This is a genomic window from Actinoplanes sp. NPDC049598 (genome assembly GCF_040675435.1).
Lineage (GTDB): Bacteria > Actinomycetota > Actinomycetes > Mycobacteriales > Micromonosporaceae > Actinoplanes.
On sequence record NZ_JBFAOX010000013.1, the window covers coordinates 194363 to 219167 of the forward strand.

General features: G+C 72.7%; 23 protein-coding genes. 14 read left to right on the forward strand and 9 right to left on the reverse strand.

What is annotated here, in order from left to right; genetic code table 11:
• Nucleotides 1–40 precede the first annotated feature (40 nt).
• Nucleotides 41–598 carry a TetR/AcrR family transcriptional regulator gene (locus AB0J66_RS28610; protein ID WP_364666837.1) on the forward strand — a complete coding sequence of 186 codons (558 nt, stop codon included), beginning with the start codon at nucleotides 41–43 and terminating at the stop codon, nucleotides 596–598.
• Here the strand turns inward: AB0J66_RS28610 and AB0J66_RS28615 are convergent.
• Nucleotides 595–1122, reverse strand: a complete 528-nt coding sequence (locus AB0J66_RS28615) for a YbhB/YbcL family Raf kinase inhibitor-like protein (RefSeq protein WP_364666839.1) — start codon at nucleotides 1120–1122, stop codon at nucleotides 595–597. The two genes, AB0J66_RS28610 and AB0J66_RS28615, sit on opposite strands and share 4 nt — an antisense overlap.
• Before the next feature lie 113 nt (nucleotides 1123–1235).
• On the opposite strand from AB0J66_RS28615, the gene AB0J66_RS28620 reads away from it, so the two are divergent.
• Nucleotides 1236–2081: a helix-turn-helix transcriptional regulator gene (locus tag AB0J66_RS28620; protein ID WP_364666842.1), complete on the forward strand. Its 846-nt coding sequence runs from the start codon at nucleotides 1236–1238 to the stop codon at nucleotides 2079–2081.
• On the opposite strand, the gene AB0J66_RS28625 is transcribed toward AB0J66_RS28620, so the two are convergent.
• Complete coding sequence (locus AB0J66_RS28625) at nucleotides 2082–2588, reverse strand: MarR family winged helix-turn-helix transcriptional regulator (RefSeq protein WP_364666845.1); 507 nt, start codon at nucleotides 2586–2588, stop codon at nucleotides 2082–2084.
• On the opposite strand from AB0J66_RS28625, the gene AB0J66_RS28630 reads away from it, so the two are divergent.
• Nucleotides 2587–3024 (forward strand): nuclear transport factor 2 family protein, encoded by a 438-nt coding sequence (locus AB0J66_RS28630; protein WP_364666848.1) that lies wholly within the window; start codon nucleotides 2587–2589, stop codon nucleotides 3022–3024. The two genes, AB0J66_RS28625 and AB0J66_RS28630, sit on opposite strands and share 2 nt — an antisense overlap.
• Nucleotides 3021–4217, forward strand: a complete 1197-nt coding sequence (locus AB0J66_RS28635) for an epoxide hydrolase family protein (protein ID WP_364666850.1) — start codon at nucleotides 3021–3023, stop codon at nucleotides 4215–4217. The genes AB0J66_RS28630 and AB0J66_RS28635 overlap by 4 nt, the downstream gene beginning before the upstream one ends.
• A gap of 559 nt (nucleotides 4218–4776) precedes the next feature.
• Here AB0J66_RS28635 and AB0J66_RS28640 read toward each other — a convergent pair.
• The 3 genes from AB0J66_RS28640 to AB0J66_RS28650 all read right to left on the reverse strand — a co-directional run bounded on the left by AB0J66_RS28640 (nucleotide 4777) and on the right by AB0J66_RS28650 (nucleotide 8425).
• Nucleotides 4777–5784: an RNA polymerase subunit sigma-70 gene (locus tag AB0J66_RS28640; protein WP_364666853.1), complete on the reverse strand. Its 1008-nt coding sequence runs from the start codon at nucleotides 5782–5784 to the stop codon at nucleotides 4777–4779.
• The gene (locus tag AB0J66_RS28645) at nucleotides 5781–6764 is read right to left on the reverse strand and encodes a zinc-binding dehydrogenase (RefSeq protein WP_364666856.1); all 984 of its coding nucleotides are present in this window, start codon (nucleotides 6762–6764) and stop codon (nucleotides 5781–5783) included. Before AB0J66_RS28645 ends, AB0J66_RS28640 begins: the two co-directional genes overlap by 4 nt.
• Before the next feature lie 80 nt (nucleotides 6765–6844).
• Complete coding sequence (locus AB0J66_RS28650) at nucleotides 6845–8425, reverse strand: methyl-accepting chemotaxis protein (protein ID WP_364666859.1); 1581 nt, start codon at nucleotides 8423–8425, stop codon at nucleotides 6845–6847.
• Nucleotides 8426–8688: 263 nt separating this feature from the next.
• On the opposite strand from AB0J66_RS28650, the gene AB0J66_RS28655 reads away from it, so the two are divergent.
• A complete protein-coding gene (locus tag AB0J66_RS28655; RefSeq protein WP_364666862.1) occupies nucleotides 8689–12000 on the forward strand; it encodes a DUF6493 family protein in 3312 nt (1103 codons plus the stop codon).
• A 305-nt stretch (nucleotides 12001–12305) separates the two neighbouring features.
• Here AB0J66_RS28655 and AB0J66_RS28660 read toward each other — a convergent pair whose 3' ends face one another.
• Nucleotides 12306–12878, reverse strand: coding sequence for a helix-turn-helix domain-containing protein (locus tag AB0J66_RS28660; RefSeq protein ID WP_364666865.1), 573 nt, complete (start codon nucleotides 12876–12878; stop codon nucleotides 12306–12308).
• An 81-nt stretch (nucleotides 12879–12959) separates the two neighbouring features.
• On the opposite strand from AB0J66_RS28660, the gene AB0J66_RS28665 reads away from it, so the two are divergent.
• Complete coding sequence (locus AB0J66_RS28665; protein WP_364666867.1) at nucleotides 12960–13838, forward strand: SDR family oxidoreductase; 879 nt, start codon at nucleotides 12960–12962, stop codon at nucleotides 13836–13838.
• Nucleotides 13839–14017: 179 nt separating this feature from the next.
• Nucleotides 14018–14452: a MarR family transcriptional regulator gene (locus AB0J66_RS28670; protein ID WP_364666870.1), complete on the forward strand. Its 435-nt coding sequence runs from the start codon at nucleotides 14018–14020 to the stop codon at nucleotides 14450–14452.
• Here the strand turns inward: AB0J66_RS28670 and AB0J66_RS28675 are convergent.
• On the reverse strand, nucleotides 14449–14733 hold the full coding sequence (locus AB0J66_RS28675) for a hypothetical protein (RefSeq protein WP_364666872.1): 285 nt from the start codon (nucleotides 14731–14733) through the stop codon (nucleotides 14449–14451). The genes AB0J66_RS28670 and AB0J66_RS28675 overlap by 4 nt on opposite strands.
• Before the next feature lie 27 nt (nucleotides 14734–14760).
• Nucleotides 14761–15474: an acetoacetate decarboxylase family protein gene (locus AB0J66_RS28680; protein WP_364666875.1), complete on the reverse strand. Its 714-nt coding sequence runs from the start codon at nucleotides 15472–15474 to the stop codon at nucleotides 14761–14763.
• A gap of 81 nt (nucleotides 15475–15555) precedes the next feature.
• Between AB0J66_RS28680 and AB0J66_RS28685 the strand changes: the two genes are divergently transcribed.
• From AB0J66_RS28685 to AB0J66_RS28700, 4 genes are all read left to right on the forward strand, one after another.
• Nucleotides 15556–16674, forward strand: a complete 1119-nt coding sequence (locus AB0J66_RS28685; protein ID WP_364666878.1) for an NAD(P) transhydrogenase subunit alpha — start codon at nucleotides 15556–15558, stop codon at nucleotides 16672–16674.
• Nucleotides 16671–16955, forward strand: a complete 285-nt coding sequence (locus AB0J66_RS28690) for an NAD(P) transhydrogenase subunit alpha (RefSeq protein ID WP_364666881.1) — start codon at nucleotides 16671–16673, stop codon at nucleotides 16953–16955. The genes AB0J66_RS28685 and AB0J66_RS28690 overlap by 4 nt, the downstream gene beginning before the upstream one ends.
• Complete coding sequence (locus AB0J66_RS28695) at nucleotides 16952–18337, forward strand: NAD(P)(+) transhydrogenase (Re/Si-specific) subunit beta (protein ID WP_364666884.1); 1386 nt, start codon at nucleotides 16952–16954, stop codon at nucleotides 18335–18337. The genes AB0J66_RS28690 and AB0J66_RS28695 overlap by 4 nt, the downstream gene beginning before the upstream one ends.
• A gap of 63 nt (nucleotides 18338–18400) precedes the next feature.
• Nucleotides 18401–19597 (forward strand): alpha/beta hydrolase-fold protein, encoded by a 1197-nt coding sequence (locus AB0J66_RS28700; protein WP_364666887.1) that lies wholly within the window; start codon nucleotides 18401–18403, stop codon nucleotides 19595–19597.
• Nucleotides 19598–19607: 10 nt separating this feature from the next.
• Here the strand turns inward: AB0J66_RS28700 and AB0J66_RS28705 are convergent, their stop codons facing one another.
• A complete protein-coding gene (locus AB0J66_RS28705) occupies nucleotides 19608–20207 on the reverse strand; it encodes a TetR/AcrR family transcriptional regulator (protein WP_364666890.1) in 600 nt (199 codons plus the stop codon).
• Nucleotides 20208–20268: 61 nt separating this feature from the next.
• Here AB0J66_RS28705 and AB0J66_RS28710 point away from each other — a divergent pair, with 61 nt between their 5' ends.
• From AB0J66_RS28710 to AB0J66_RS28720, 3 genes are read left to right on the forward strand one after another with little or no spacing between them, the layout of a single operon-like run.
• Nucleotides 20269–21432 carry an acyl-CoA dehydrogenase family protein gene (locus AB0J66_RS28710; RefSeq protein WP_364666893.1) on the forward strand — a complete coding sequence of 388 codons (1164 nt, stop codon included), beginning with the start codon at nucleotides 20269–20271 and terminating at the stop codon, nucleotides 21430–21432.
• Nucleotides 21422–22636: an acetyl-CoA C-acetyltransferase gene (locus tag AB0J66_RS28715; protein ID WP_364666896.1), complete on the forward strand. Its 1215-nt coding sequence runs from the start codon at nucleotides 21422–21424 to the stop codon at nucleotides 22634–22636. The genes AB0J66_RS28710 and AB0J66_RS28715 overlap by 11 nt, the downstream gene beginning before the upstream one ends.
• Nucleotides 22636–24669, forward strand: a complete 2034-nt coding sequence (locus AB0J66_RS28720) for a 3-hydroxyacyl-CoA dehydrogenase NAD-binding domain-containing protein (RefSeq protein WP_364666899.1) — start codon at nucleotides 22636–22638, stop codon at nucleotides 24667–24669. The genes AB0J66_RS28715 and AB0J66_RS28720 overlap by 1 nt, the downstream gene beginning before the upstream one ends.
• The last annotated feature ends 136 nt before the right edge of the window (nucleotides 24670–24805 follow it).

A 24805-nucleotide genomic window follows, 5' to 3' on the forward strand; every position in this document is an offset into this window, starting at 1 on the left:
TAAAATATGGAGACGGTTTCCGTTTGTCAAAGGAGTGCCGGTGACCAAACCCTTACGCGCCGACGCCCGGCGCAACCGCGACGCCCTGCTGGCCAAGGCGCGTGAGCTGTTCGCCGACGGCCACTTCGACATGCGCTTCGACGACTTCGCCAAGCTGGCCGGCGTCGGCACGGGCACGCTCTACCGGCATTTCCCCACCCGCGAGGCGCTGGCCGAGGCGGTCTACCGCGAGGAGCTCGCCGCGATCTGCGCGCACGGCCGCGAGCTGCGGGCTACCCGTCCCGCGGCCGACGCGCTGGCCGCCTTCCTGCGCGGTTTCGTCACTCACCTGCACAACCATCAGGGCCTGGCCCGTACGCTCGCCACCCTCATGGCCGCCCGCGAAGGCACCCTGGCCGAGGGCGGCCAGGAGCTCACCCTGGTCATCAGCGAACTCCTGGCCGCCGGCGTCGAGCAGGGCACCATCCGCGCCGACGTGGGCGCCGGCGCCGTCATGCTCACCCTGCAGGGCCTGTGCGCGGCCCACGACCAGCCCCACGCCCGCACCGACGCCGACGGCGCCATCACCCTCGTCCTGGACGGCCTCCGCCGCGACTAGCCGGCGGGGGTCTCGGCGGTCGCCACGATGGTGGCGCGGGCCAGGGTGTGGCCGGCCATGGTGAACGTGAGGTAGGCCGGGGTGGCCTCGGCGGGCACGCCGATGGTCTCGACGTCGAGGGCGTGCACGGTGATGAAGTAGCGGTGCGGGCCGTCGCCGGCGGGCGGGGCGGCGCCGATGTACTGCGGCAGGCGGGCGTCGTTGGGCAGCTGGAACGCGCCCGCGGGCATCTGCGCTCCGGCGGGCAGGGCGGTCACGCCGGCCGGGATGTCGGCGACGGCCCAGTGCCAGAAGCCGGACATCGACGGGGCGTCGGCGTCGAAGACGGTCACCGCGTAGCTTTTCGTGCCGGCGGGGGCGCCGGACCAGGTCAGGTCGGGCGAGATGTCCTCCCCGCCGGGGATGCCGAAGGCGCCGGACCTCTGCGGCAGCGGCAGCGGCCGGCCATCGGCGGCCGCGGTGCTGGTGACCTCGAAGCTCGGAACCTGAGGGAGACGGGCGAACGGGTTGTTGATTGCTGTCATGCCGAGAAGCTTGCGACCCGCGACAACCGGCAGGGAGATCCTCGGCATGCTGGTGCCCGCAGTGCCACCCTCCACCGTCGCCGACCGGCCCGGCGGTCGAGCAGACTGGGATCATGCCAGCGCCACGATCGGCCAACCGGCCCGAGCTGTCCGCGTTCCTCCGGGCCATGCGAGGACGCGTACGGCCGGAAGATGTCGGTCTGCCCGAGATGAGCCGGCGCCGTACGCCGGGGCTGCGGCGCCAGGAGGTCGCGCAGCTCGCCGCCGTCAGCATCGACTGGTACATCCGGCTCGAGCAGGGCCGGGTCGGCGTGCCCGGCACCGCCGTGCTGGACGCGCTGGCCCAGGCGCTCAAGCTGTCCGAGGCCGAACGGCACCACCTGCACCTGATCGCCCGGGGCGAGGCCCCACCCGCGCGGCACGTCCCGGCGCCCCCGAGCGAGTCGCTGCGCACGCTGCTGCGCAGCATGCCGGCCACCCCGGCCTGGATCGTCGACTTCCGGTTCGACGTCCTCGCGCACAACGCGGCCGCGGTGGCCCTGTTCGGCCCCGGCTTCGCCGTCGGGACGAACACCACGGAGCCCCTCTTTCTCGACCCCGGCGCCCGCGAGTTCCAGCTGGACTGGGACCGCATCGCCCGCGAGCACGTCGGCAACCTGCGGGCCAACCTGGCCCGGCACCCCGACGACCCGCGCCTGCGGGCCCTGGTGGCCGAGCTCCGCCGTGCGAGCAACGACTTCGCCACCTGGTGGGACGACCAGACCGTGCAGCAGCGCACGAACGGCACCAAACGCGTCCTGCATCCCACCGCCGGCGTGATGACCCTGCGCTACGACGTCCTGGCCGTCCAGGACGGCTCCGAGCAGCGCCTCTCGGTCGTCACCCCGGCCGACGCGCACGCCGAGAACGCGCTGCGCTCGCTCCTCTTCCCGTCGAACGGTCTGCGCGCGGTGAACTGACTACGCCTCGTCCGGTGGCCGTACCGCGCGGCGCCGGACACGGTCCGCCAGGCCCAGGGCATCCAGGGCCGTGCGCAGCGCCGCCATGGTGGTGTCGAACCGGTCGGCGCCGAGCGCCTCGCGCAGCTGCGCGTCGAGGCGCCGGCGGGCCGCCCGGGCGGTCTCGACAGCGTGCCGCCCGGTCGCCGTCAGCGCCATCGGCCGTCGTCGCCGGTCGTCGCCCGCGGCGGCGACCTCGATGTGGCCGAGCGACAGCAGCTCCCTGAACACCTTCGACACGGCCTGCTGACTGACGCCCAGGTCGTCGGCTATCTCGGTGGCGGTGGCAGGCCCGGTCAGCAGCCGTTGGATCACATATCCGTGCCCGGGGCGCAGCCCCGTGCCGTCGAGAGCACGAAGCACCTGCTGCGTGATCGCGTCGCCCAGCAGGGTGAGCGCCGATGACATGTCGAGCCCGGGAAGTTCCTCTTTCAACACACAACCATAGTTGTGTATCGTCGCGGTCATGACAAGCCTTCCTTCGTCAACGGACGTGGAGACCGTCGTCCGCCGCTACTACGCCGTGGTGTCCGACCGGAGCTCGACCGAGGACGAGCTCCGGGCCCTCCTGTCGCCCGGCATCCGGGTCACCGAGCATCCGAACGCCGTCACACCGGCCGGCGCGGTGCGCGACCTTTCCGGCACGATCGCCGGGTTCCGGGCCGGAAAGGCCTTGCTGCGCGAGCAGAGCTTCGCCGTGCACGAAGTGCTGCCGGCCGGCCCGCGCGCGGCTGTCCGAGCCACCTGGCGAGGCGTGGCCGGGGTCGACGCCGGGCCGTTCCGCGCCGGGCAGGAGCTCATCGCCGAGGTGGCCGCGCTCTTGACGGTCCGCGACGGTGTCGTGGCCGAGCACGAGACGTTCGACTGCTACCGGCCTGCGGCCGCGGCGCCGGTGACGCCATGACGTCCGCCCCGCAACCCTTCCGGCCCACCACCGCCCCGGCCGCGCTCGACGACCTGCGCCGCCGGCTGCGCGCCACCCGCTGGCCGTCGGGGCCGGCCGGAGCGGGCTGGTCGCTCGGCGCCGACCAGGACTATCTGCGCGACCTGATCGCCTACTGGGCCGACGGGTACGACTGGCCGGCCCGTGAAGCCGCTCTGGCGGAGCCTCCGCGGTACCGGATGCGGCTCGGAACCGGCTCGGAGGTGACCTTCCGGCACGTGCGCGCCGCCTCGCCCGGCCCGGCGCTGCCGCTGATCCTCAGCCATGGCTGGCCGGACTCCTCCTGGCGCTATCACAAGGTCATCGGCCTGCTGACCGACCCCGCCGCGCACGGCGGCGACCCGGCCGACGCCTTCGACGTCGTCATCCCGGACATGCCCGGCTTCGGGCACTCACCCGCTCCCGTGGGCGCCGCCCTCGACTCGATCGCGGTGGCCGGTCTGTGGGCGGAGTTGATGCGCGAGCTCGGCTACGCCCGCTACGGCGCGGCCGGCGGCGACATCGGCAGCTCGGTCAGCCGGTTCCTGGCGCTCGATCACCGGGAGCACGTCGTCGCCGTACACCGGATGGACGCCGGCCTGCCCGTCCTGGCCGACACCAGCCATCTGTCCGGTGAAGAGCTGGCCTGGCTGGCCGAGGTGTCGGCCTGGGGAGCGGCCGAGGGCGCCTACGCGGCCATGCACCGCACCAAGCCGCAGACCGCCGCGGCCGGCCTGTCCGACTCGCCGGCCGGGCTCGCCGCCTGGATCGTCGAGAAGCTTCGGTCCTGGAGCGACTGCCACGGCGACCTGGCCACCGTCTTCACCCGGGACGACGTGCTCGATCTGCTCAGCGTGGCCTGGTTCACCAACAGCATCGGCCCGTCGATGACGATGTACCACGCCAACGCGGCCATCCCGGCCGCCCAGCACGCCCGGCGGGTGGAGGTGCCGTCCGGCTTCTCCCTGTTCCCCGGCGACCTGGTCCGGCCCCCGCGGGCCTGGCTGGAACGGAACTCCGCCGTGGTCCGGGTGACCGAACCCCGCCGGGGCGGCCACTTCGCGCCCTACGAGCAGCCGGAGATCTACGCCCAGGAGCTGCGCGACTTCTTCCGCCCGTTCCGCGGCGACCCGGAGAAGTCCTCGGCGGTGAGCACCGGGCCGCAGCCTCAGTGAGAGGACCACCAGGTGGCCGGCGCGGCGGCGGTGAATCCCAGTGATTCGTACAGGGGGGCGGCCCAGCTTTGAAGCGGTGAGGGTGACCGGCAGCCCGGCCAGTGAGGCGAGGGAGCCGAGCATCACCGCCCGGCCCACGCCGCGGGAGCTGTGGGCCGGTGGGGTGCCGACCCAGTAGTGGCTGGCGAGGTTGTCGGCGGTCACGGTGACGCAGGCCCCGGCGGTGCCGTCGATCAAGGCCGGGAAGATGGCCACGCCGGGCTGGTCCAGCAGGGCGAGGGGGAAGATCTCACCCGGCCGGTACGGCTCGAAGCGTGACAGCTCGGGAACCGGCGATCACGGCACGTTCGGCCGCCTGCAGGTCAGCTTCCTCGCGGACGCGGACGACTTCGAGGGCCGCGGTTTCAACGGGCGCGGGCAGGCGCAGCATCACCGGCATCTGTCAGCCGCGCGCGAACAGGTGGCTCAGGTCGGTCGCGCTGAACCGGTCCTCGGCCGGCCGGGACGCACTTTGGTGCAGGCCAATATCGGCCCGCCTTCCCAAGCCGATCCAGTGCGACTACCGGCCGGCCACGATGGCGTCCGCCTGTCGACATGCGGAGAGTTCCGGCGGGAAACCGAAGACTGCGGCCAGGGTGGGATCGTGGAACTTGGTCACCCGGGCGATGCCGGTACGGGTCGCGGTGAGGACGACCAGACCGTCGGCGGCGTGGGCGCCGGTGAGGGTCCGGCGGTAGACGACGGCGGCCGGGTGACCGTTGGCGCTCGTCGGGAGCATCCGCCAGTCGCCGGGGGTGCCCAGGACGTAGGTCACGAGCATGTGCCGGCAATTCGTGCGGCCTGACTGCCAGTCCCGGAACGGGGTTGCCTCCAGGGTCGCGTCGGTGCGCAGCACCTGCTCCAGCAGGGCGGCGTCGGAGTGTTCGAAGGCGGCCACGTAACCGGCCAGCAGGGCGCGGGCCCGCTCGTCGGCCGGCTCCAGCAGCTCGGTGGGGGCCGGGCCGACCTCGTCGAGGCGGGATCGGGCCCGCTGCAGGCCGCTCTTGACCGCGGCCACGGTCGTGTCGAGGATGGCGGCGGTTTCGGCCGCCGTGAAACCCAGGACCTCGCGCAGGACCAGGATCGCCCGCTGCCGGGACGGCAGATGCTGGAGGCTGGCGATCAGCGCCAGCCGCACCGACTCCCGGGCGACCACCACCGCGGCCGGGTCGTCCTCGGGCGGCGCGATCCACGCGTCCGGGAGGGGTTCCAGCCACGCCACCTCGGCCAGTGGCCGGGGTGGACGGTCGGCGATCTCGCCGGGCCCGGCCAGCCCGGAGGGCAGGACGCGGATCGGTCGCGGCTTCAGCGCGGTCAGGCAGACGTTGGTGGCGATCGTGTACAGCCAGGACCGGACCGTCGTGCGGCCTTCCAAGCGGGCGTACGACCGCCAGGCGCGCAGCAGCGTCTCCTGCACCAGGTCCTCGGCGTCGTGCGCCGAGCCGACCATGCGGTAGCAGTGCGCCAGCAGCTCCCGGCGGAACGGCTCGGTCTCGGCGGTGAAGCCGGCTAGGTCGGGCGTGGTCACGGCAGCAGCGCCAGTTTCCCGATCGTGACTCTGTCCTCCAGGTGGGCGAGCGCCTCGGGCCCGTCGGCCAGTTCGTACGCCGTCGGCCGGCCCGGCGTCAAGACCCCGGCCCCGATCAGAGCCGACAGCTCCCCCATCAGCGCGCCGAAGACCTGCGGCGCCGCCCGGATCAGCGTGCCCAGGTTGAACCCGGCCAGCTGGACCTGGTGTTCGTACACGAGGTCCCGGTTGGTCACCGGGGCCTCGCCCCCGGCCAGCCCGTACACCACCACCCGGCCGGTGACCCGTTTGGCCGCGGCCAAACTGGCCTCGAAGGTGTCGCCGCCGGCCGACTCCAGCACCAGATCGGCGCCCGCGCCACCGGTCAGCTCCCGCACCTCGGCCGCGAGATCACCGCCGGTCGAGTCGAGCACGTGGTCGGCGCCCAAAGCCCGTACGACGTCGTGTTTGCCCCGCGAAGCGGTGGCGATGACCGTCGCCCCGTAGTGCTTGGCCATCGTCACCGCCGCCTGCCCGGTCGCGCCCGCCGCCGCCTGAACCACCACCGTCTGCCCGGCCGCCAGACCGCCGACCGGCTTGAGGACGGCCAGCGCCGTCACGGTGTTCACCACCAGGCCCAGGGCCTCGGTCTCGCTCCACCCGCCCGGCAGCGGCATCACCCCCGCCGCGGGAAACAGCGCATATTCGGCGAAGGTGCCCTCTCCCACGCCGACCACACGGGCGCCGAGCAGCTTGCCGGACGCCGAGACCACCTCACCGGCTCCCTCGAAGCCCGCCACGTACGGAGGCTTGGGCCCGCCGCCGAACGCACCCCGCGACTTCGCGACGTCGGCGAAGTTGATCCCGGCCGCCACCACCCGGACCAGCACCTCCCCCGGCCCCGGCCTCGGCACCGCCGCATCGGCGACCAGGCGCATGTCCTGCGGGCCGTTCAGGGACATCTGCCGCAGGGCGCGCATCGTCGCGGGAACATCTCTCATGACATGGAGACCTCGACCGGCCCGCAAAGGAATCGCGAAAGGCCCGTCCGAACCGGACGGGCCTTCTTCCTGCGATGCGGTCAGTAGCGGAAGCGCGAAACCACAGCCTGCAGCTGCCCCGCCGTGGCGGCGAGGTCGTCCGCGGCGTGGCGGGTGTCGCCGACCGTGGCCGTGGTGCGGCGGGTGGCGTCGGAGACGGTGCCGATGGTGGCGGCGATGTCGCCGGCGCCGGCGGCGGCCTCGGAGAGGGTGCGGTTCATCTCCTGCGTGGTGGCCGTCTGCTCCTCCACCGCCGAGGCGATCGTCATCTGGATGCCGTTGATGCGCTCGATGATGGCCGAGATCTCGCCGATCGCGGTGACCGCGCCGTCGGTGTCGGCCTGGATCGCCGAGACGCGGCGGGAGATGTCCTCGGTGGCCTTCGCGGTCTCCTGGGCGAGGTCCTTGACCTCACCGGCGACCACGGCGAAGCCCTTGCCCGACTCGCCGGCCCGGGCCGCCTCGATCGTGGCGTTCAGGGCCAGCAGGTTGGTCTGCTCGGCGATCGAGGTGATCACCTTGACCACCGAGGCGATCTCGGAGGACGACTCGCCGAGGCGGGCCACGATCGCATTGGTGGCCGAGGCGACCTCGACCGCCTGCACGGCGACCTCGGAGGCCTCGGTGGTGGAGACGCTGATGTCGCGGATGGCCGAGCCCATCTCCTCCGAGCCGGCCGAGACGACCTGCAGGTTGTTGGAGACCACGTCGGCCGCGGCGGCGACCGTGCCGGCCTGCGACGACGCCTCGTTGGCGGCCGACTCGACCTGGCCCGAGACGCTGGTCAGCTGCCCGGCGGCCGAGTTGAGGGTGCTCGCGTTGCCGGCCAGCTGCACCACGTCCTCGCGCAGGCGGGCCACGGCCTGGTCCATGGCCGCGGCCATCCTGCCGACCTCGTCCTGGGTGGTGACCCCGGAGGTACGGGTGAGGTCGCCCTCGGCCAGTCCCTCGGCGACCCGGGACACCTCGCGGACCGTGCCGCGCACCCGGCCGGCGACCCGGAACCCGAGCAGCACGCTGAGAATGACACCCGCGGCCAGCAGGAGGCCGACGGTCCAGGTGGCCTTGGTGGTCGCCGCCTCGCCGTCCGCGATGGACTGCTCGGACAGCTGCTCGGCCCGGGTGGTCAGGTCGGCCTGATCCTTGCCGAGAGCGCCGTAGAGCTTGGTGTACTCGGTGACGGCCGCCTGGAGCTGGGCCGGGGTGGCCGTCGAGTAGTCCCGCTGGCTGAACTCGAGGTAGGCGTCCCAGTCGGTGGAGGCTTTGGCGACCGCGGCCGTACCGGTCGCGTCACCGTTGAACGCCGTTTTCAGGGTGTCAAGCGCGGCCTCGATGTCGGCCTTGTTGGTCTCCATGTTCTTCTTGATCCCGGCCGTGAGGGTCGGGTAGAGCTTGAGACTCGAGTTGTTGCCGCTGTAAGCCTCGATGTTCTTGCTGTACGTGCCGACCGCCGCCTCCAGGGCGACGGTGCGCCGCTGGGAGTTCGCCGCATCGGAGTTCTGCCCGCGGAGGGTGACCAGGGCGACCCCACCGACGATCACCCCGCTGACCGTGCCCACCAGGACCGCCGCGCCGATCTTAGTTCGCAGTGACCTGTTGTCGAACGCTGATGTCAGTCCCATCCCCGATGCCTCTCCTGTCCGTATTTCGCAACCGCGCACATCGGCAACCGGAGTGGTGCGGATAAGAAGTCGCGACCAGGTTCCGCCGAGAAAGTTTCACGATCACGTTAAAGCCCGTTCCGGTGAGCCGAGGCCGCTTCGTCTCATGTGCGCACGGGCGCGACCCGTACAGCGTCCTAGGAACCTAGGGGTTATAGGTGAGACAGAGAACGAATGTGGCGGAACCGGGGCGGAGAGGTCTGAGTGGTCGCTACCTTCCCCTCATGGCCACGGCTACCGAGAAGCACACCCGGCAGTCGTCGCGTCCGCCCGGCTACGACGAGTTCGTCCGGCTCCTCGACGAGGGCGACGCCGACGACGTGGCCGACGCGCTGCTCCACCTGGACGAGCCGCGCCGGCGGGCGCTGGTCCCGCGCATCCGGGCCGTCAACCTGGCCACCGGAAGCCGGCCGGGGCACACCTCGGACCGTTCCCGTCGCGAAGGCGCCCTTCTCGTGGCCGGGGCGGGCTGCCTGGCGACCGTCGAGGACGTGGTCGCCTGGCTGCGCTCACCCAGGTTCAAGGGCGAGTTCACCAGCCGTACGATCGCCGCCGCGATCCGCGTCCTGCAGGCGCCGGGCCGCCCCGGCCTGGCCACCGTCGCCACCGACCTGGCCACCCACCTGAAGAACCGCGACCACGACCGCGGCGAATGGGCCCTGACCGCGGCCGCCCTCCGCGCCGCCGGTCTGCCCCCGCCCGCCACCGAGCAGATGCTGCGCGGCTGGGTCCGCCACTTCTCCCCCGCCGCCTCGGCCGGCGCGCTGGCCGCCCGCCTGGCCGAGGACCCCTGGCTCGAGGACCTGCTGCCCGCCCTGTTCGCCACGCCCAAGGTCGCCACCGACCTGGACGACACGTGGCCGGCCGCCCTGGCCCTGCTGGCCGCCGGCAAACGCATCGACCGCCGCGACCTGCTCGCGCTGCTGGTCGCCCGCCTGCGCTCCGGTGACCGGGGTGCCGCGCTGCGGCCCGTACTGGACACCTTCCGCCACCTCGACCCCACCCCGGCCGAACGCGCCGCCCACCACGCCGACTTCCTGGCCATGCTGGCCGAACCCAGCGGTCCCGTCGCCGAGCTGGCCCAGCGCATCCTCCGCGCCCTCGACGACGGCGGCCACCTCGACGCCGGCACGGTCGTCGCGGCCACCCGGGCCGCCCTCGCCCGCACCGAGAAGAAGCTGATCCGCGCCCAGATCGCCTGGCTCGACCGTGCCATCAGCCGCCACCCCGAAGCCGCGCCGACCCTCCTGGAAGCCGCCACGTCCATCCTGGACAGTGACGACCCCGAGGTCGCGGAGCGGGCCCTGCGCGTCGTCGGCCACCACAACGCCGGCCCGGCCGCCCTCCGCCCCGCCGCCGAAACCCTCACCGGCGACCTCCGCCGCCAGGCCGACGAGATCCTGGGCGTGCCCGCCATCCCTTCCGCGCCGCACTTCCCACCCGCTCCCGTGCCCTCCGCGTCGCCCCCCATGCCCCCGGCCATCGCCTCCCTCCCCGAGCTGACCGCCACCCTCGCCCAGGGCCCCCTCAGCCCGGTCGACCTCGAGCGCGCCCTGGCCGCCGTGGTCAAATTCGCCACGTCCGCCCGCACCGACCTCGCCTGGGCCCTGGCCCCGCACACCACGGACCAGACCTCACCCTTGGCCCCCGTCATCCAGGCCGTCGTCCCTCCCGGCCTGGCCAGACCCAAACCCACACCCCAGACGTACGCCCCGTTGGGCGCCCGCCGCCGCCCGGCCAACCCGCCCGCAGCGCCCCGCGAAGGCATCGCCGCCCGGCCGACAAACTCGCCGCCCCCCATCGCCACGTCCGGTCCGGCAGCACTTCGACCGGCCACGGCGGCCCCGGACGCCAACGCAGCGCCGGCGACAGTCGCCTCGGCCGGGGCGACGTGGTCGAGCCGCGCATCGCAGACGCTTCCACCGCCGCAGGAGATGCTGCGGCTGCGAATCCAGGAGCTGGCCGACCAGCTGGCCGCCGGCGACGGGCCACCCGCCCTGCTGGCCACACCGGCCACTCAGGACGGTCACGTCGATCCCGCGCGCCTGCTGCTGCGCCTGGCCTCCGCCGAGCGCGCCGGCTGGCAGCCCGGCCCGTACGATCTGGCCCAGGCCCTGCTGCGCCTCCCCCGAGAGTGCCCGCCGCAGGTGCACGCCGCCGCGGCCCGTCTCAACTCCACCGCCGGCCGCCGCTTCGCCGCCTGGCTCCGCGCCGGCGGCCTGCCCGACCCCGCCGTCACCGTGGTCGCGGACCCGGCCCGCCGAAGCGTCGCCTTCCCCCCGCTCGACGCCTCCGGCCTGGCCGTCCCGCCCGGCCTCCTGACCGTGCCCGCCGACCGGACCTACCCGCATCACCCCGACCAGTCCACCTGGCCGATGGTCCTCCCCAGCCACCGCGAGATCATCGCCGCCCACGTCATCCACTCCCGCCCCACCGAGGCCCGCGCCGCCAGCACTTATCCGGACATCTCCAGCCCCGGCCACTCCACCCCGACCGACCCCGACTTGGAACGTTCCAGCTCTGTGAATCACGCCCGGCGATCTTCAGACCTGGCCCATCCCGGCCCGGAACGTTCCAGCTCTCTGAATCACGCCCGGGCCTCTTCGAACCCGCCCCAACCAGCCCTGGAACGTTCCAGCACGATAAATCACGAGCGATCTTCGGACCCGGCCCAGCCCGGCCTGGAACGTTCCCAGGCGGCCACCCTCCGCTCAACCCGTTCCGATCCATCCGGCTCCGGCCTGGAGCGTGCCCGCGGGCCTCAGCTCATCCCGGGCTCTTCGGTAACGGCGCCCTCCAGGCTCGAAAGCTCCAGCTCGGAACGTTCCAACCCGGCCGACCGGGGCCCGGGACGTTCCGGCCCCAACCTGCCCGGGTCGGAACGTCCCGACCCGGCCAGCCGGGGCCTGGGACGTTCCAGCCCAGACCCGTCCGGCTCGGAACGTTCCAAGTCCGGTCAGCCTGAGCTGGGAAGTTCCCGCGTGGGAGCCGGGAGCTCGGAACCCGTCAGCGCGGCGGAGGTAGAGGGCGACGGTCGTTTCGGCGTGCTGTCCGCGCTCGCGCGCTCCTCCGGGCCGTTCGGGGCGGCGATGGCGCTGGCCCTCGGCCAGGCGATGGCTTTCGGGCCCGAGGCGGCTCGCCGGGATGCTGTCGCCGCGATCTCGCATCTGGCGCACGGCGGTGGGCTGGACGCGGGGCTGCTCGGTCGCGAGCTGGCCATCCTTCTCAGCACCCACGTCGGCGCGACCGCCGGGTCCGGCGACGGCAGCCTCGACGCCGCCACCGACGCCCTCGCCGATCTGGCTCGGGGCGGGTCCCAGCATGCCGTCTGGGCTGTGCTGCACGCGGTGGTCCCGGCCCTGCTGCGACTCGAGCACGCACCCGCCGGCCTGCCGGACCTGCTCGCCCTGGCCACCGCCACCGCCACCGCGATCGGCGCGCGCGCTCACCTACCTGAGGTGACGGCCGTCGCGGCCCGCCCGGAACGCACCCGCCTGAAGAACGAGGCCGCCCGCCTCGCCCAGACCCTGAGCTGAACCCGCCCTCGGACCAGCTCAGGCTCCAGTCCCGCATCGGCTCAAGCCTCGACCGCAGCTTCGGCTCAGGCCCAACCCCGGCTCCGCCCTCGGCCCCGCTCAGGGCCGCAACCTCGGCGTCAGCGCAAAGCCCTGACCTCGGCTCAGCACAAACCCAACCCCAGCCCAAGCACCAACGCCAGCCCAAGCGCTGACCCCAGCCCACGCCCCACCCCCGGACTTCAGCGCGAGCAGCAACCCCGGCTCGACTCCAGCTCCGGGCCAGTCGCGGACTCCGGCCTTGGATGGGTCGGCCGCTCGGGTGCTCAGGACAAGGTGGCGGCGGCCTTGCTCAAGGCCGTCAGCTCATCGCGGGCCAGCTCGGCGTAATCCCGGTCGTTGGCCGGGTCGAGCCAGCGGGCGAACGCCGTGCGGAAGGCCAGGCTGCCGATCTCGGCGGCCAGGGCGGCCAGCTGGGGGTCGACGTCGCGGGCGCGCAGGGCGGTGGTCAGGGCGTCGGTCATCGCGGCCCGTTTGAGCAGCTCGCGCTCGCGGAGCTCGGTGTTCTGCTCGATGACGGACTGGCGTTTGGTGACGAAGTCGCGGCGTTCGGGGGTGAAGGCGCGGGCCGCTGCGGCGAGGGCGGCGTGGAGGAGGTCGAGTGGGCTCGCGGTCGGCGGGCAGGCCGCGATGGCGGTGGCGAAGGCGTCGTTGAGCAGCTCCTGGCCGGAGAACAGGACCTCGCGTTTGTCGGCGAAGTGGCGGAAGAACGTGCTCTTGCCCAGCCCGGCCCGGGTGGCGATCTCGGCCGCGGTCGTGCCCTCGTAGCCGCGCTCGACGAACAGGTCGAGCGCGGACGCGGCCAGGCGCTCGCGCGCGTTGGGTTCCCACCGTGCCATGGGCCGATTCTAGCGTGATGGGACTCGGTCTCATCACGTGCTACGGTGACAGGACCGAGTCCCATCAGAGGAGATCAACCCATGCGCATCTTCGTCACTGGCGCGTCCGGCTGGACCGGATCGGCCGTCGTCCCGGAATTGCTCGCGGCCGGTCACCAGGTGGCCGGCCTGGCCCGCTCGGACGCCTCGGCCGCCGCGCTGACCGCCGCCGGCGTGGACGTGATCCGCGGCGACATCGACGACGCCGGCGCGCTGCGGGCCGGGGCGACCGCCGCCGACGGGGTCATTCACCTCGCCTTCAAGCACGACTTCTCGACCTTCGAGCAGAACATCCTGGACGACCGCCGCGCCGTCGAGACCCTGGGCGCGGCCCTCGAGGGCACCGGCAAGCCGCTGGTCATCGCGTCCGGCACGCCCGCCATCCCGGGCCGGGTGGCGACCGAGCACGACACGGTCAGCCCGGACTCCCCCGGCGGCGGCCGCGCCGTCACGGCCGGGATCGTCGTGGGCATGGCCGAGCGTGGCGTCCGCTCGGCGGTGGTCAATCTGCCCCGGACGGTGCACGGCCCGGGCGACAAGGGTTTCGTCGCGATGCTGGTCGCCGCGGCCCGCCAGTCCGGTGTCTCCGGTTACGTCGGTGACGGGTCGCAGCGCTGGCCCGCCGTGCACCGCCTCGATGCTGCGAAGCTCTTCCGGCTGGCCGTCGAGAACGCCCCAGCCGGCACGGTCCTGCACGCCGTCGGCGACGAGGGCGTCCGCATCGCCGACATCGCCGAGGTCATCGGCCGGCACCTGGGCGTCGCGCCCAAGCCGCGCCCGGCCGAGGAGTTCGGCTTCCTGGGCATGGTGCTCTCGTTCGACCAGCCCGCCTCCAGCGCGATCACCCGCGATCTGCTGGGCTGGCGGCCGATCCACCCCGGCCTGATCGAGGACCTCGAGCAGGGCCACTACTTCAGCTGAGCAGGGCCCGGGCGGGCAAGCAAGTTAGCCAGCTGGCAAGCGAGGGCGGGCCGGCGGGCACGCGGGGCGGCGGGGCAGGCCGGCGGGCAAGCGAGCGAGGGCGGGCCGGCGGGCACGCGGGCGGGGGCACGCAGGCAGCGGCAAGCAGGCCGGCGGGCACGCGGCGATAGGGTGCTGCCATGTCCCGCAGCACCCGGCCCGCCGACCTCGGCATGCTGGCTACCCGCCTGCTGTTCGGTCTGCAGTCGGAGTTGTTCGGGCGCTGCGCCGCCGAGGGTTTCGACGATCTGCGGCCACGCCACGGCGCCGTGCTGGCCTATCTGGACGAGGGCGGCTTGCGCCAGAACGACTTCGTACGCCTCTCCGGCCGCAACAAGCAGACCATCGCCACCATCCTCGACGAGCTGCAGGCCCTGGGTTACGTCACGCGCGTCCCCGACCCGCGCGACCGGCGGGCCAAGCTGATCATGCCCACGCCCCGGGGTTCGGCCTTGATGGCTCTCTCCGACGCGATCGTGCGCGACATCGAGGCGCAGTACGCCGAGAAGGTCGGCCGCCCGGCCTATCAGGGTTTCGTCGCCACCCTGGCCGCCATCACCGAGCCAGGAACCTAGACGGCGGCGCCTTCCTCGGCGCTGATCAGCTCGGCGATGGGAGCGAAGAAGGCCGCGATGCCGGGCCGGTTGGCCCCCTTGGCGCGGGAGGCGGCGAAATCCTCGGGCGTCCGCCACGTGACGATGTCGAGCCACTGGTCGTCCGGCAGGCGGACGAGGGTGGCGTCGACGAAGCCGGCGCGGTCGGCGCGGAAGTCGGCGAGCATCCCGGGCCGGGCGGCCAGCAGTTCGCCGGCGCGGGAGGGGTCGACGCGGAAGCGGGTCAGTTCGACGGTCGTCATGCGGGCCAATATAGTCCAAGTTCTTGACTAATTCGCCGGCCACTCCCCGAGCGAGCCGCGCAGCGAGGCGGCGTGCACGGTCAGCAGCGGGCGGCCGACCATGCCGAGGGCTGCCATCCGGTCGGCCATCGGGTGCGCTCCGAGGCGTACCGACGAAGCACCTCGGCCCAGACGCACGCCGGACAGATTCATCGGGACCCGGCCCCGCAGGAGCCGGCCGGCCTGGGCCCCGTGGTCGAGGTGGGACCAGGCGGGCAGCGACGAGCGGAGGCCGAACGGCAGGCGGAGCCGGCCGTGGGTGAGCGAGGCCGAGAAGACCGGGGTGCCGTCGTCGCTGACGGTGACGTCGGTCCGGCCGGCGCCGAAACGCAGCGTGGAGGTCATCAGCCACTTCGGGAGGGCCCAGAAGTCCTGCCCGGCCTCCCGGGTGAAGGCGCCGGTCACCGGCAGGTCCAGCAGGAACAGCCCGAGACGGCCCCGGGGGCCGACGGTCAGCAGGCCCACGCCGACCTCGTCGTACGTCTTGAGCGCCCACTCCCCGTAATGGATGCACATGAGCAGCCCGAAGGCCCGGCCCAGCACGGTGAACGGTTTGAGCGGGAGCCCGGCCAGCAGCTTGCGGGCGTCCACGGCGGGCGAGGTGAACACGGCCGCGGTGATCTGAGCATCGGTGATGGTCACCGGAAGCGTGACCGTCTCCCCCTGGAGGGACCACACGCCGGGGCCGATCCGTTCCGCCATGCGGCCGACCCTACCGCCGGGAGGGTGGCCGAGCCGAGGTCGGAAGTGGTACAGCATCGATATCGATGCGAGGGGATGCCGATGACGATCGTCGGAGTACTCAGCGAGGCCCCGGGGCGTGAGCGCCGGGTCGCCCTGACCCCGGATGCGGCCGGGCGGTTGAACCGGCGCGAGATCCAGGTGCTGGTCGAGGCCGGGGCGGGGCGCAGGGCGTGGTTCGGCGACGCCGACTACGAGGGGGCGGGGGCCGAGGTGGTCACCCGGGAACGGGTGTACGCGGAGAGCGACCTCCTGCTCTGTCTGCATCCCCCGGAGGACGTCGCGGCGCTGGCCGAGGGGCGGGTGCTGGCCGGTCTGCTCGATCCGTTGGGCCGTCCGGAGCTGATCGGGCAGCTCGCGGCGGCCGGGATCACCGCCATCAGCCTGGATCTGCTGCCCCGCACGCTCAGCCGGGCGCAGGCCATGGACGCGCTGACCTCGCAGGCCAACGTCGCCGGGTACAAGGCGGCGCTGCTCGCGGCCGAGGCGTACGGCGGCTTCTTCCCGATGCTGGTCACGGCCGCGGGCACGTCCCGGCCGGCCCAGGTGCTCGTGCTCGGCGCCGGCGTCGCCGGCTTGCAGGCCATCGCCACCGCGCGGCGGCTGGGTGCGCTGGTCACGGGCTATGACGTACGCGACGCCGCGCAGGCCGACATCGCCTCGCTCGGCGCCACCCCACTGCGCTTGACAAGCACCGACAAGTCACGACAGGACGGGTACGCACAGCGGCTGACCGACGACGAGTCGAGCGCGCAGCAGAGAGCGCTGCAGGAAGCCATCCCCCGCTTCGACGTGGTGATCACGACGGCCAAGGTGCCCGGCGCGCCGGCCCCGCTGCTGGTCGACGAGACCGCGCTGGCGGCCATGCGCCCGGGCTCGGTCGTGATCGACATGGCGGTGGGCAACGTGGCCGGCTCGCGGCCCGACACCCGGCTGGTCACCGACGGCGGGGTCACCCTGATCGGCGCCCCGGATCTGGCCGCCACCGTGCCCGTGGCCGCTTCCACCGCGTACGCCCGCAATGCCGTCGCCCTGATCACCCACCTGATGCCCGACGGGGTCCTGGTCCTCGACCCCACCGACGAGGTGCAGGCCGGCGTGCTGGTCTGCCACGGCGGGCAGGTCGTCCATCCCCGGCTGCCGAAGGAGATCCGCTCATGAGCGCGCTGCTGCTCGCCGATCTGACCGTGTTCACGCTGGCCCTGCTGGTCGGCTTCGAGGTGATCAGCAAGGTGCCGGCGACGTTGCACACGCCGCTGATGTCGGGGGCCAACGCGATCCACGGCGTCGTCATCGTCGGCGTGATGCTGCTGGCCGCTTCGGTCGACACTGTGGCCGGCTACGTGCTGCTCGCGGTGGCCGCTTTCTTCGCCGCGATGAACGTCGCCGGCGGTTACGTGGTCACCGACCGGATGCTGGCGATGTTCCGGAGCCGGTCATGAGCGGGTTCGCGACGGCCACGCATCTGCTCTATCTCGCGTGCGCGGTGGCTTTCGTCGTCGGGCTTCATCTGATGAACACCCCGGCCACCGCCCGGCGCGGCAACCACGTCTCGGCCGGCGGCATGGCGGTGGCCGTCGTGACGACGGTGATCGTGTTGATTCATGATGACAGCGTCACCATGTACGCGGCGTGGGCCCTGGGCATCGGGGCGGCCGGCGGTGCGGTGGCCGGGCTGGTGGCGGCCCGGGTGGTCCGGATGACCGCGATGCCCCAGCTGGTGAGTTTGTTCAACGCGGTCGGGGGCGGAGCGGCGGCGCTGATCGCGCTCGGCGACCGGCCGGCGTCGACGACGGCCGAGGTGACCGGGGTGCTCGACGTGCTGATCGGCGCGCTCACGTTCAGCGGATCGCTGATCGCGGCGGGCAAGCTGGCGGGGAAGGTGCCGGGCCGGCCCATCTCGGTGCCGTACGGCCGGTGGATCTCGGCGCTGCTGGCCGTCGCCGCCGTGGTTCTGGCCGCGGTCTTCGTCGGGTACGAGCCCTCCATCTGGGCCCTGACCGGGATCGCGGTGGCCGCGCTGGCGGCCGGGGTGCTGCTCACGCTGCCGATCGGCGGGGCCGACATGCCGGTCGTGATCTCCCTGCTCAACGCGTGCACCGGCACGGCCGTGGCGATGGCCGGCTTCGTCCTCGGCAGCACCCCGCTGATCATCGCGGGCGCGCTGGTCGGCGCGGCGGGCGCGATCCTGACCAAGCTCATGGCCGACGCGATGAACCGGCCGATCGGCGCGATCATCGCGGGCGGCTACGGCACGGGCGACGCGGTGGCGGTCTCGACGGGGTCCAGTCAACAGGTACGGGAGGTGACTGTCGACGACGCGGCGATCCAGTTGGCGTACGCCGAGAAGGTCGTCATCGTGCCGGGCTACGGGCTCGCGGCGGCGCAGGCGCAGCACGAGGCGGTGGCCCTCGCCCAGGCCCTGACCGAGCGCGGGGTCGAGGTCACCTACGCGATCCACCCGGTGGCCGGCCGCATGCCGGGCCACATGAACGTGCTGCTGGCCGAGGCCAACGCCCCCTACGAGCAACTGCAGGATCTGGAGGAGAGCAACCCCGGCTTCGCCCGTACGGATGTGGCGCTGGTGATCGGGGCCAACGACGTGACGAACCCGGCCGCCCGCCGTCCCGGGAACCCGGTGTCCGGCATGCCGATCCTCGACGTGGACAAGGCCCGCTCGGTGATCGTCATCAAGCGATCGCTCGGGCACGGCTATGCCGGCATCGACAACGAGCTCTACACCGATCCCCGCACGGCGATGCTCTTCGCCGACGCCAAGGCCGGTCTGGCCGCTCTGCTGACGGGCTTGCACGCCTACGCTTGACACTCGTCAATCCACTTGCGACGCTCGGTGGCGGTTCGGTCACCATCGGCGACGATCAATGGAGTGGCTGTCGTGCAGAGTCCGCAGATCACCCGCCTGCTCGCCGACCCGTCGCCGCGCCGGGTGGCCGATCTGTGGGCCCGGGTGGTCGAGACCGGTGCGCCGCTGATCGAGCCGTACGACGACGCGAACCGTCTCGTGACGTTCTTGTGGCGCGGGGAGGCCACATCGACGCGGGCGTGGTGGGGCGTCGACATCCCGCTCGACCGGATCCCCGGCACGGATCTGTGGTGGGCGACGCGGGTGCTGCCGTCCGATCTGCGCACCGTCTACTGCCTGCTGCACGACGGGGTCGAGGGGCTGCCCCGGGATACCTCGGGACACGGGCCCGTCCATGTTGATGCAGTCAACCTGAAACGGTTCCTCTTCCCGGCCGACCCGTCCGACCCGAGCGACCACGACCACTGGGCCTCGGTCCTGGAGCTGCCGGACGCCCCCGCCGAGCCGTGGATCTCGCCCCGGCCGGGAGTGACGACCGGGAGTTCGGCGACGGCCACCCTGCCGGGCGGGCCGCTGGGGGGCTCGAGGGAGATCGCGGTTCATCGGCCGGCGGGCGTCGACACGGACGGCCTGCCGGTTCTGGTGCTGTTCGACGGGTTTCTCGCCCGGACCGTCCAGCGGGTGCCGGCGACGCTGGACAACCTCATCGCGTACGGCCTGATCCCGCCCTTGATCGCCGTCTTCGTGGGCAGCCGCGACGCGGAGCGGGACGAGGAGCTGAGCCCGGGCCCGGCGATGGCGGGTTTCGTGACGGGACAGCTGATGCCGTGGCTGCGGACGGAACTGGGCGCCGGCGCCGAGCCCGGCGGCAACATCATCGGCGGGGTCTCGCGGGGCGGCCTGACCGCCGCGCACATCGCGCTCGGCGCACCCGACTGCTTCGGCGCGGTGATCTCGCAATCCGGCAGCTTCTGGTGGCCCAGCCCCGACGAGGGCGAACCGGGCTGGATGATGCGTGAGGTGGCCCGGCGCCCACGGGCCGACGTCCGTTTCGCCCTCGACGTCGGCACCGGCGAAACGCTGCCCGGCCCCGGCGGCGCCCCCGACCAGCTCACCGTCAACCGCGCCATGCGCGACGCCCTGCGCACCCGCGGCTACCACGTCAGCTACGCCGAGTTCACCGGCGGCCACGACTACCTGAGCTGGCGCCGCACCTTCGCCGACGCCCTGATCGCCGTCTCCCGCGTCCCCACGGCCTGACCGCCCCCGGTCAGGCGTCCCCGAAGACCGAGGACACCATGGTCAGCAAGGTCAGCGAGAGCAGCCGGTGGACCTGGTCGCGGGTGAGCACGCCCCGCTCCAGCCACTCCCGCGCGGTCGAGGTGGCCAGCCCGACGTACGAGCGAGCCATGGCGTGCAAGGTTGGGGTGACGGCGGAGAACCCGACGGCGGTCAGCACGGCGTCGGCCGCCGCGTCGATGGCCGAGGAGATGGCCCGGTCGACCTCCGCGTCGCCGGCCATGCCGCCCGCCGTGATCGCCGCCAGCCAGGACTGGCTGTGCCGGGAGACCACGTCGAGGAACCAGCCGACGATGGCGTCGATCCGCACCGGCAGGTCGCCGTCGGGCAGCGAGGCCAGGGCCACCGGCGGTACGGTCAGCATCACGCGGATGACCTCGAGGTAGAGGTCCTTCTTCGTGCCGAAGTAGTGGTTGATCAGACCGCGGGCGACCCCGGCCTCGCGCGCGACATCGGTGGTCGACACCTCGGCGTACCCGCGCTCGCCGAACAACCGCACGGCGACGGAGAGGATCTGCTCCCGCCGGGCGTCCGGGGAGAACCGCCGGCGCTGTCCCACGTCGATGCTCATCCCGTTGACCTTAAGCCACGAGCTTGTTGACAGGCCGCCAACAAGCCGGAAGAGTTGGCCCATGCCGACCCCAGGACTGGACGGATACACCCCGGCGTGGCTCGAGCCCGAGCACGAGGACCTCGCCGAGCTGGCCCGTGCCTTCTTCACCAAGGAGGTCGTGCCCCACGCGGCCCGCCTCGAGGCCCAGGGCCATCCGGACCGGGAGCACTACCGGCAGGCCGGTGAGCTCGGCCTTCTCGGCTTGTCCGTCCCGGAGCAGTACGGCGGTGGCGGCGGTGACTTCACCCACGAGGCGGTGCTGCTGACCGAGCAGACGTTCAGCGGCGAGGGCAGCCTGGGCCTGGCCGTGCACAGCGGCATCGTGACCGGCTACATCACCGCCTACGGCACCGAGGAGCAGAAGCAGCGCTGGCTGCCCGGGCTCTGCGACGGCAGCCTGGTCGGCGCGATCGGCATGACCGAGCCCGGCGGCGGCTCCGACCTTCAAGCGATCCGGACAAGAGCGATCAAGGACGGCGACCAGTACGCCGTCACGGGCTCGAAGACCTTCATCACCAACGGGGGCCTGGCCGACCTGCTGATCCTCGCCGTCAAGACCGACCCGGCCCAGGGCGCGAGCGGCATCAGCCTGCTCGTCTGCGAGCTGGCCGACGGCGCCCCGGGGTTCCGCCGCGGCCGGCTGCTCGACAAGATCGGCCTGCACGCCAACGACACGGCCGAGTTGTTCTTCGACGACTTCCGTGTCCCGGTGGCCAACCTGCTCGGCGCCGAGGGCGGCGGCTTCTTCCAGATGATGCAGCAACTCCCGCAGGAGCGGCTCGTCATCGGGGTGGGCGCCGTGGCCACCATGCAGCGGGCCGTCGAGCTCGCCACCGCGTACGCCAAGGAGCGCACGGCGTTCGGCAAGCCGCTGCTCGGCCACCAGAACACGCGCATGGTCCTGGCCGAGTGCGCGACGCGCACGAGGGTGTCCCGGATCTTCCTGGACGACTGCATCGTGCGCCATCGCCGGCAGGAGCTCGACGTCGCCACCGCCGCGATGTCCAAATACTGGCTGACCGACGGTCAGTGCGAGGTCGTCGACCGCTGCCTGCAGATCTTCGGCGGGTACGGGTACACGACCGAGTACCCGATCGCCCGGATGTACGCCGACGCGCGCGTGCAGAAGATCTACGGTGGCACCAACGAGATCATGAAGGAGCTGATCGCCCGTGTCCTCTGAGGCGTTCATCTACGACGCGGTCAGAACCCCCCGCGGCCGCGGAAAGGCCAACGGCTCTTTGCACGGCGTGAAGCCGATCTCGCTGGTCACCGGCCTGATCGGCGCCCTGCGCGAGCGCAACCCCGGTCTCGACCCGGCCCGCATCGACGACATCGTGATGGGCATCGTCACCCCGATCGGTGAGCAGGGCGGCGACCTGCCCCGGGCCGCGGCGCTGCTCGCGGGCCTGCCCGACACGGCCGCCGGCGTCCAGCTCAACCGCTTCTGCGCCTCGGGTCTGGAAGCGGTGAACCAGGCCGCGGCCCGCGTGCGCAGCGGCTGGGACCAGCTGATCCTGGCCGGCGGCGTCGAGTCGATGTCCCGCAACCCGATGGGCTCGGACGGTGGCGCCTGGTTCCTCGACCCGGAGACGGCGCTGTCGACCGACTTCGTGCCGCAGGGCGTCAGCGCTGACCTGATCGCCACCGTCGAGGGTTTCGGCCGTGACGACGTCGACGGTTACGCGCTGCGCTCGCAGGACAGGGCGGCCAAGGCGATCGCGGGCGGCCACTTCGCCCGCTCGATCGTGCCCGTCCGCGACGAGAACGGCCTCGACGTGCTGGTCGCCGACGAGCATCCGCGCCCGGAGACGACGCGTGAGGCGCTGGCCCGGCTCAAGCCGTCGTTCGCCGCGATCGGGGCCGCGGCCGGCTTCGACTCGGTCGCGCTGCGTAAATACCACTGGGTCGAGCGGATCAACCACGTCCACCACGCGGGCAACTCGTCCGGCATCGTGGACGGGGCGGCGCTGGTGCTGATCGGGTCGGCGGAGATCGGGCGGCAGTTGGGGCTCACGCCCCGGGCTCGCATCTCCGCGGCCGCGGTGACCGGCTCGGATCCGACGATCATGCTGACCGGGCCGATTCCGGCCACGCGCAAGGCGCTCACCACGGCGGGTCTCTCTTCCGGCGACATCGATTTGTACGAGATCAACGAGGCGTTCGCATCGGTGGTGCTGAAGTATCAGCGCGACCTCGATCTCGACCCCGACACGGTCAACGTCAACGGCGGCGCGATCGCCCTCGGCCACCCGCTCGGCGCCACCGGCGCGATGCTGCTCGGCACCGCGCTCGACGAGCTCGAACGGCGCGACCAGCGCCGGGCCGTGGTCACGCTCTGCATCGGCGGCGGCATGGGCGTCGCCACCGTCATCGAGAGGCTCTGATGATCGACTATCAGCGGGACGACGCCGGCGTGGTCACCCTGACCCTCAACGACCCGGAGCAGTCGGCCAACACCATGAACCAGCGGTACGTCGAGGCCATGTCGGCCGCGCTGGACCGTCTCGAGGCCGAGCGCGAGCAGGTCACCGGGGTCATCGTGACCAGCGCCAAGCCCACGTTCTTCGCCGGCGGCGACCTGCCCACGATGATCCAGGCCCGGGTCGAGGACGCCCCGGCGCTCTTCGAGCTGCTCGGGACGATCAAGCGCGACCTGCGGCGCCTGGAGACGTACGGCCGGCCGGTCGTCGCGGCCGTCAACGGCGCCGCCCTCGGGGGCGGGCTGGAGATCGCGCTCGCCTGCCACCACCGGATCGCGCTGGACGCCCCGGGCACCCGGCTCGGCTTCCCCGAGGTCACGCTGGGCCTGCTGCCCGGCGCGGGCGGCGTCACCCGCACGGTTCGCATGCTGGGCCTGGCCCCCGCGCTGACCGCGTGGCTGCTGACCGGCCGCCGCTACAAGCCGGCCGACGCCCGCGACAACGGCCTCGTGGACGAGGTGGCCTCCTCCCGCGAGGAGCTCATCGAGAAAGCGCGGGCGTGGATCGCCGCCAACCCCGGTGCGCAACAGCCGTGGGATCGCGAGGGCTACCGCATGCCCGGCGGCACGCCGTCGACGCCCAAGCTCGCCGCGCAGCTGCCCGCGTTCTCGGCCACCCTGCGCAAGCAGCTCAAGGGCGCCTCGCTGCCGGCGCCGGAGAAGATCCTTCAGACCGCGGTCGAGGGGGCCCAGGTCGACTTCGAGACGGCCCAGGTCATCGAGACCCGGCACCTGATCTCGCTCCTCACCGGCCAGATCGCCAAGAACATGATCGGCGCGCTCTTCTTCGACCTGCGCGCCGTCAACGGCGGCCTGGCCCGGCCCGCCGTCGAAGTGCCGCCGGCGACCAAGGTCGCGGTGCTCGGGGCGGGCATGATGGGCGCCGGCATCGCGTACGCCTGCGCCCGCGCCGGTCTCGAGGTCGTGGTCAAGGACGTCTCCTCCGAGGCCGCCGCCCGGGCCAAGCTGGCGGGCGACCCCTCAGTCCTGTCCAGGATCACGACGACGGCGGACGCCCGTGACCTGGCCGGCTGCGACGTGGTGATCGAGGCCGTCTTCGAGGACCCGAAACTCAAGCAGGCGGTCTTCGCCGAGGTCGAGCCGGTCCTCGCCCCGGGCGCGCTGCTCGCCTCGAACACGTCCACGCTGCCGATCACCGGCCTGGCCGAGGGCGTGTCCCGCCCGGCCGACTTCATCGGCATGCACTTCTTCTCCCCGGTCGGCAAGATGCCGCTGCTGGAGATCGTGGTCGGCGAGAAGACCGGCGACGAGGCCGTGGCCCGCGCCTTCGACCTGGGCCGGCGCATCGCCAAGACCCCCATCGTGGTCAACGACGGCCGAGGCTTCTTCACCAGCCGGGTGATCGGCAAGTTCATCGACGAGGCCATCGGCATGCTGGCCGAGGGCGTCCCGGCCGCGTCCATCGAGCACGCCGCCCTCCAGGCCGGCTACCCGACCGGCCCGCTGGCCCTGGCCGACGAGGTGAGCCTGTCCCTGGTCCAGCGCATCCGCCGCCAGTTCGAGGCCGCCGCCGGCGACGCCTTCGAGCGCCTCCCCTCGCACGACCTGGTGGACCGGATGGTCGACGAGCACGCCCGCCCCGGCCGCGCCGCCGGCCAGGGCTTCTACACCTACGACAGCGGCAAGCGCACCGGTCTGTGGCCCGGCCTGGCCGACCTGGCCACCGACGAGGGCCGCGCCGTGCCCCTGGACGACCTGAAGGACCGCTTCCTGTTCGCCGAAACCCTGGACGCCCAGAAATGCCTGGCCGAGGGCGTCCTGCGCACCGAGGAGGACGCCAACGTCGGCTCCATCCTCGGCATCGGCTACCCCGCCTGGACCGGCGGCGTCCTGCGCTTCGCCCACCAGCACCCCGACTTCCGCACCCGCGCCACCGAGCTCGCCAAACGCTACGGCGACAGATTCCTCCCGGCATGACCGGCCAGGGCGAGGCGTGCGAGCGGGGGTCCGGCGTGAGCGGGCGCGGCGAGGCGCGCGAGCGGGGTCCGGCGTGAGCGGGCGCGGCGAGGCGTGCAGGCGGGGGTCCGGCGTGAGCGGGCGCGGCGAGGCGTGC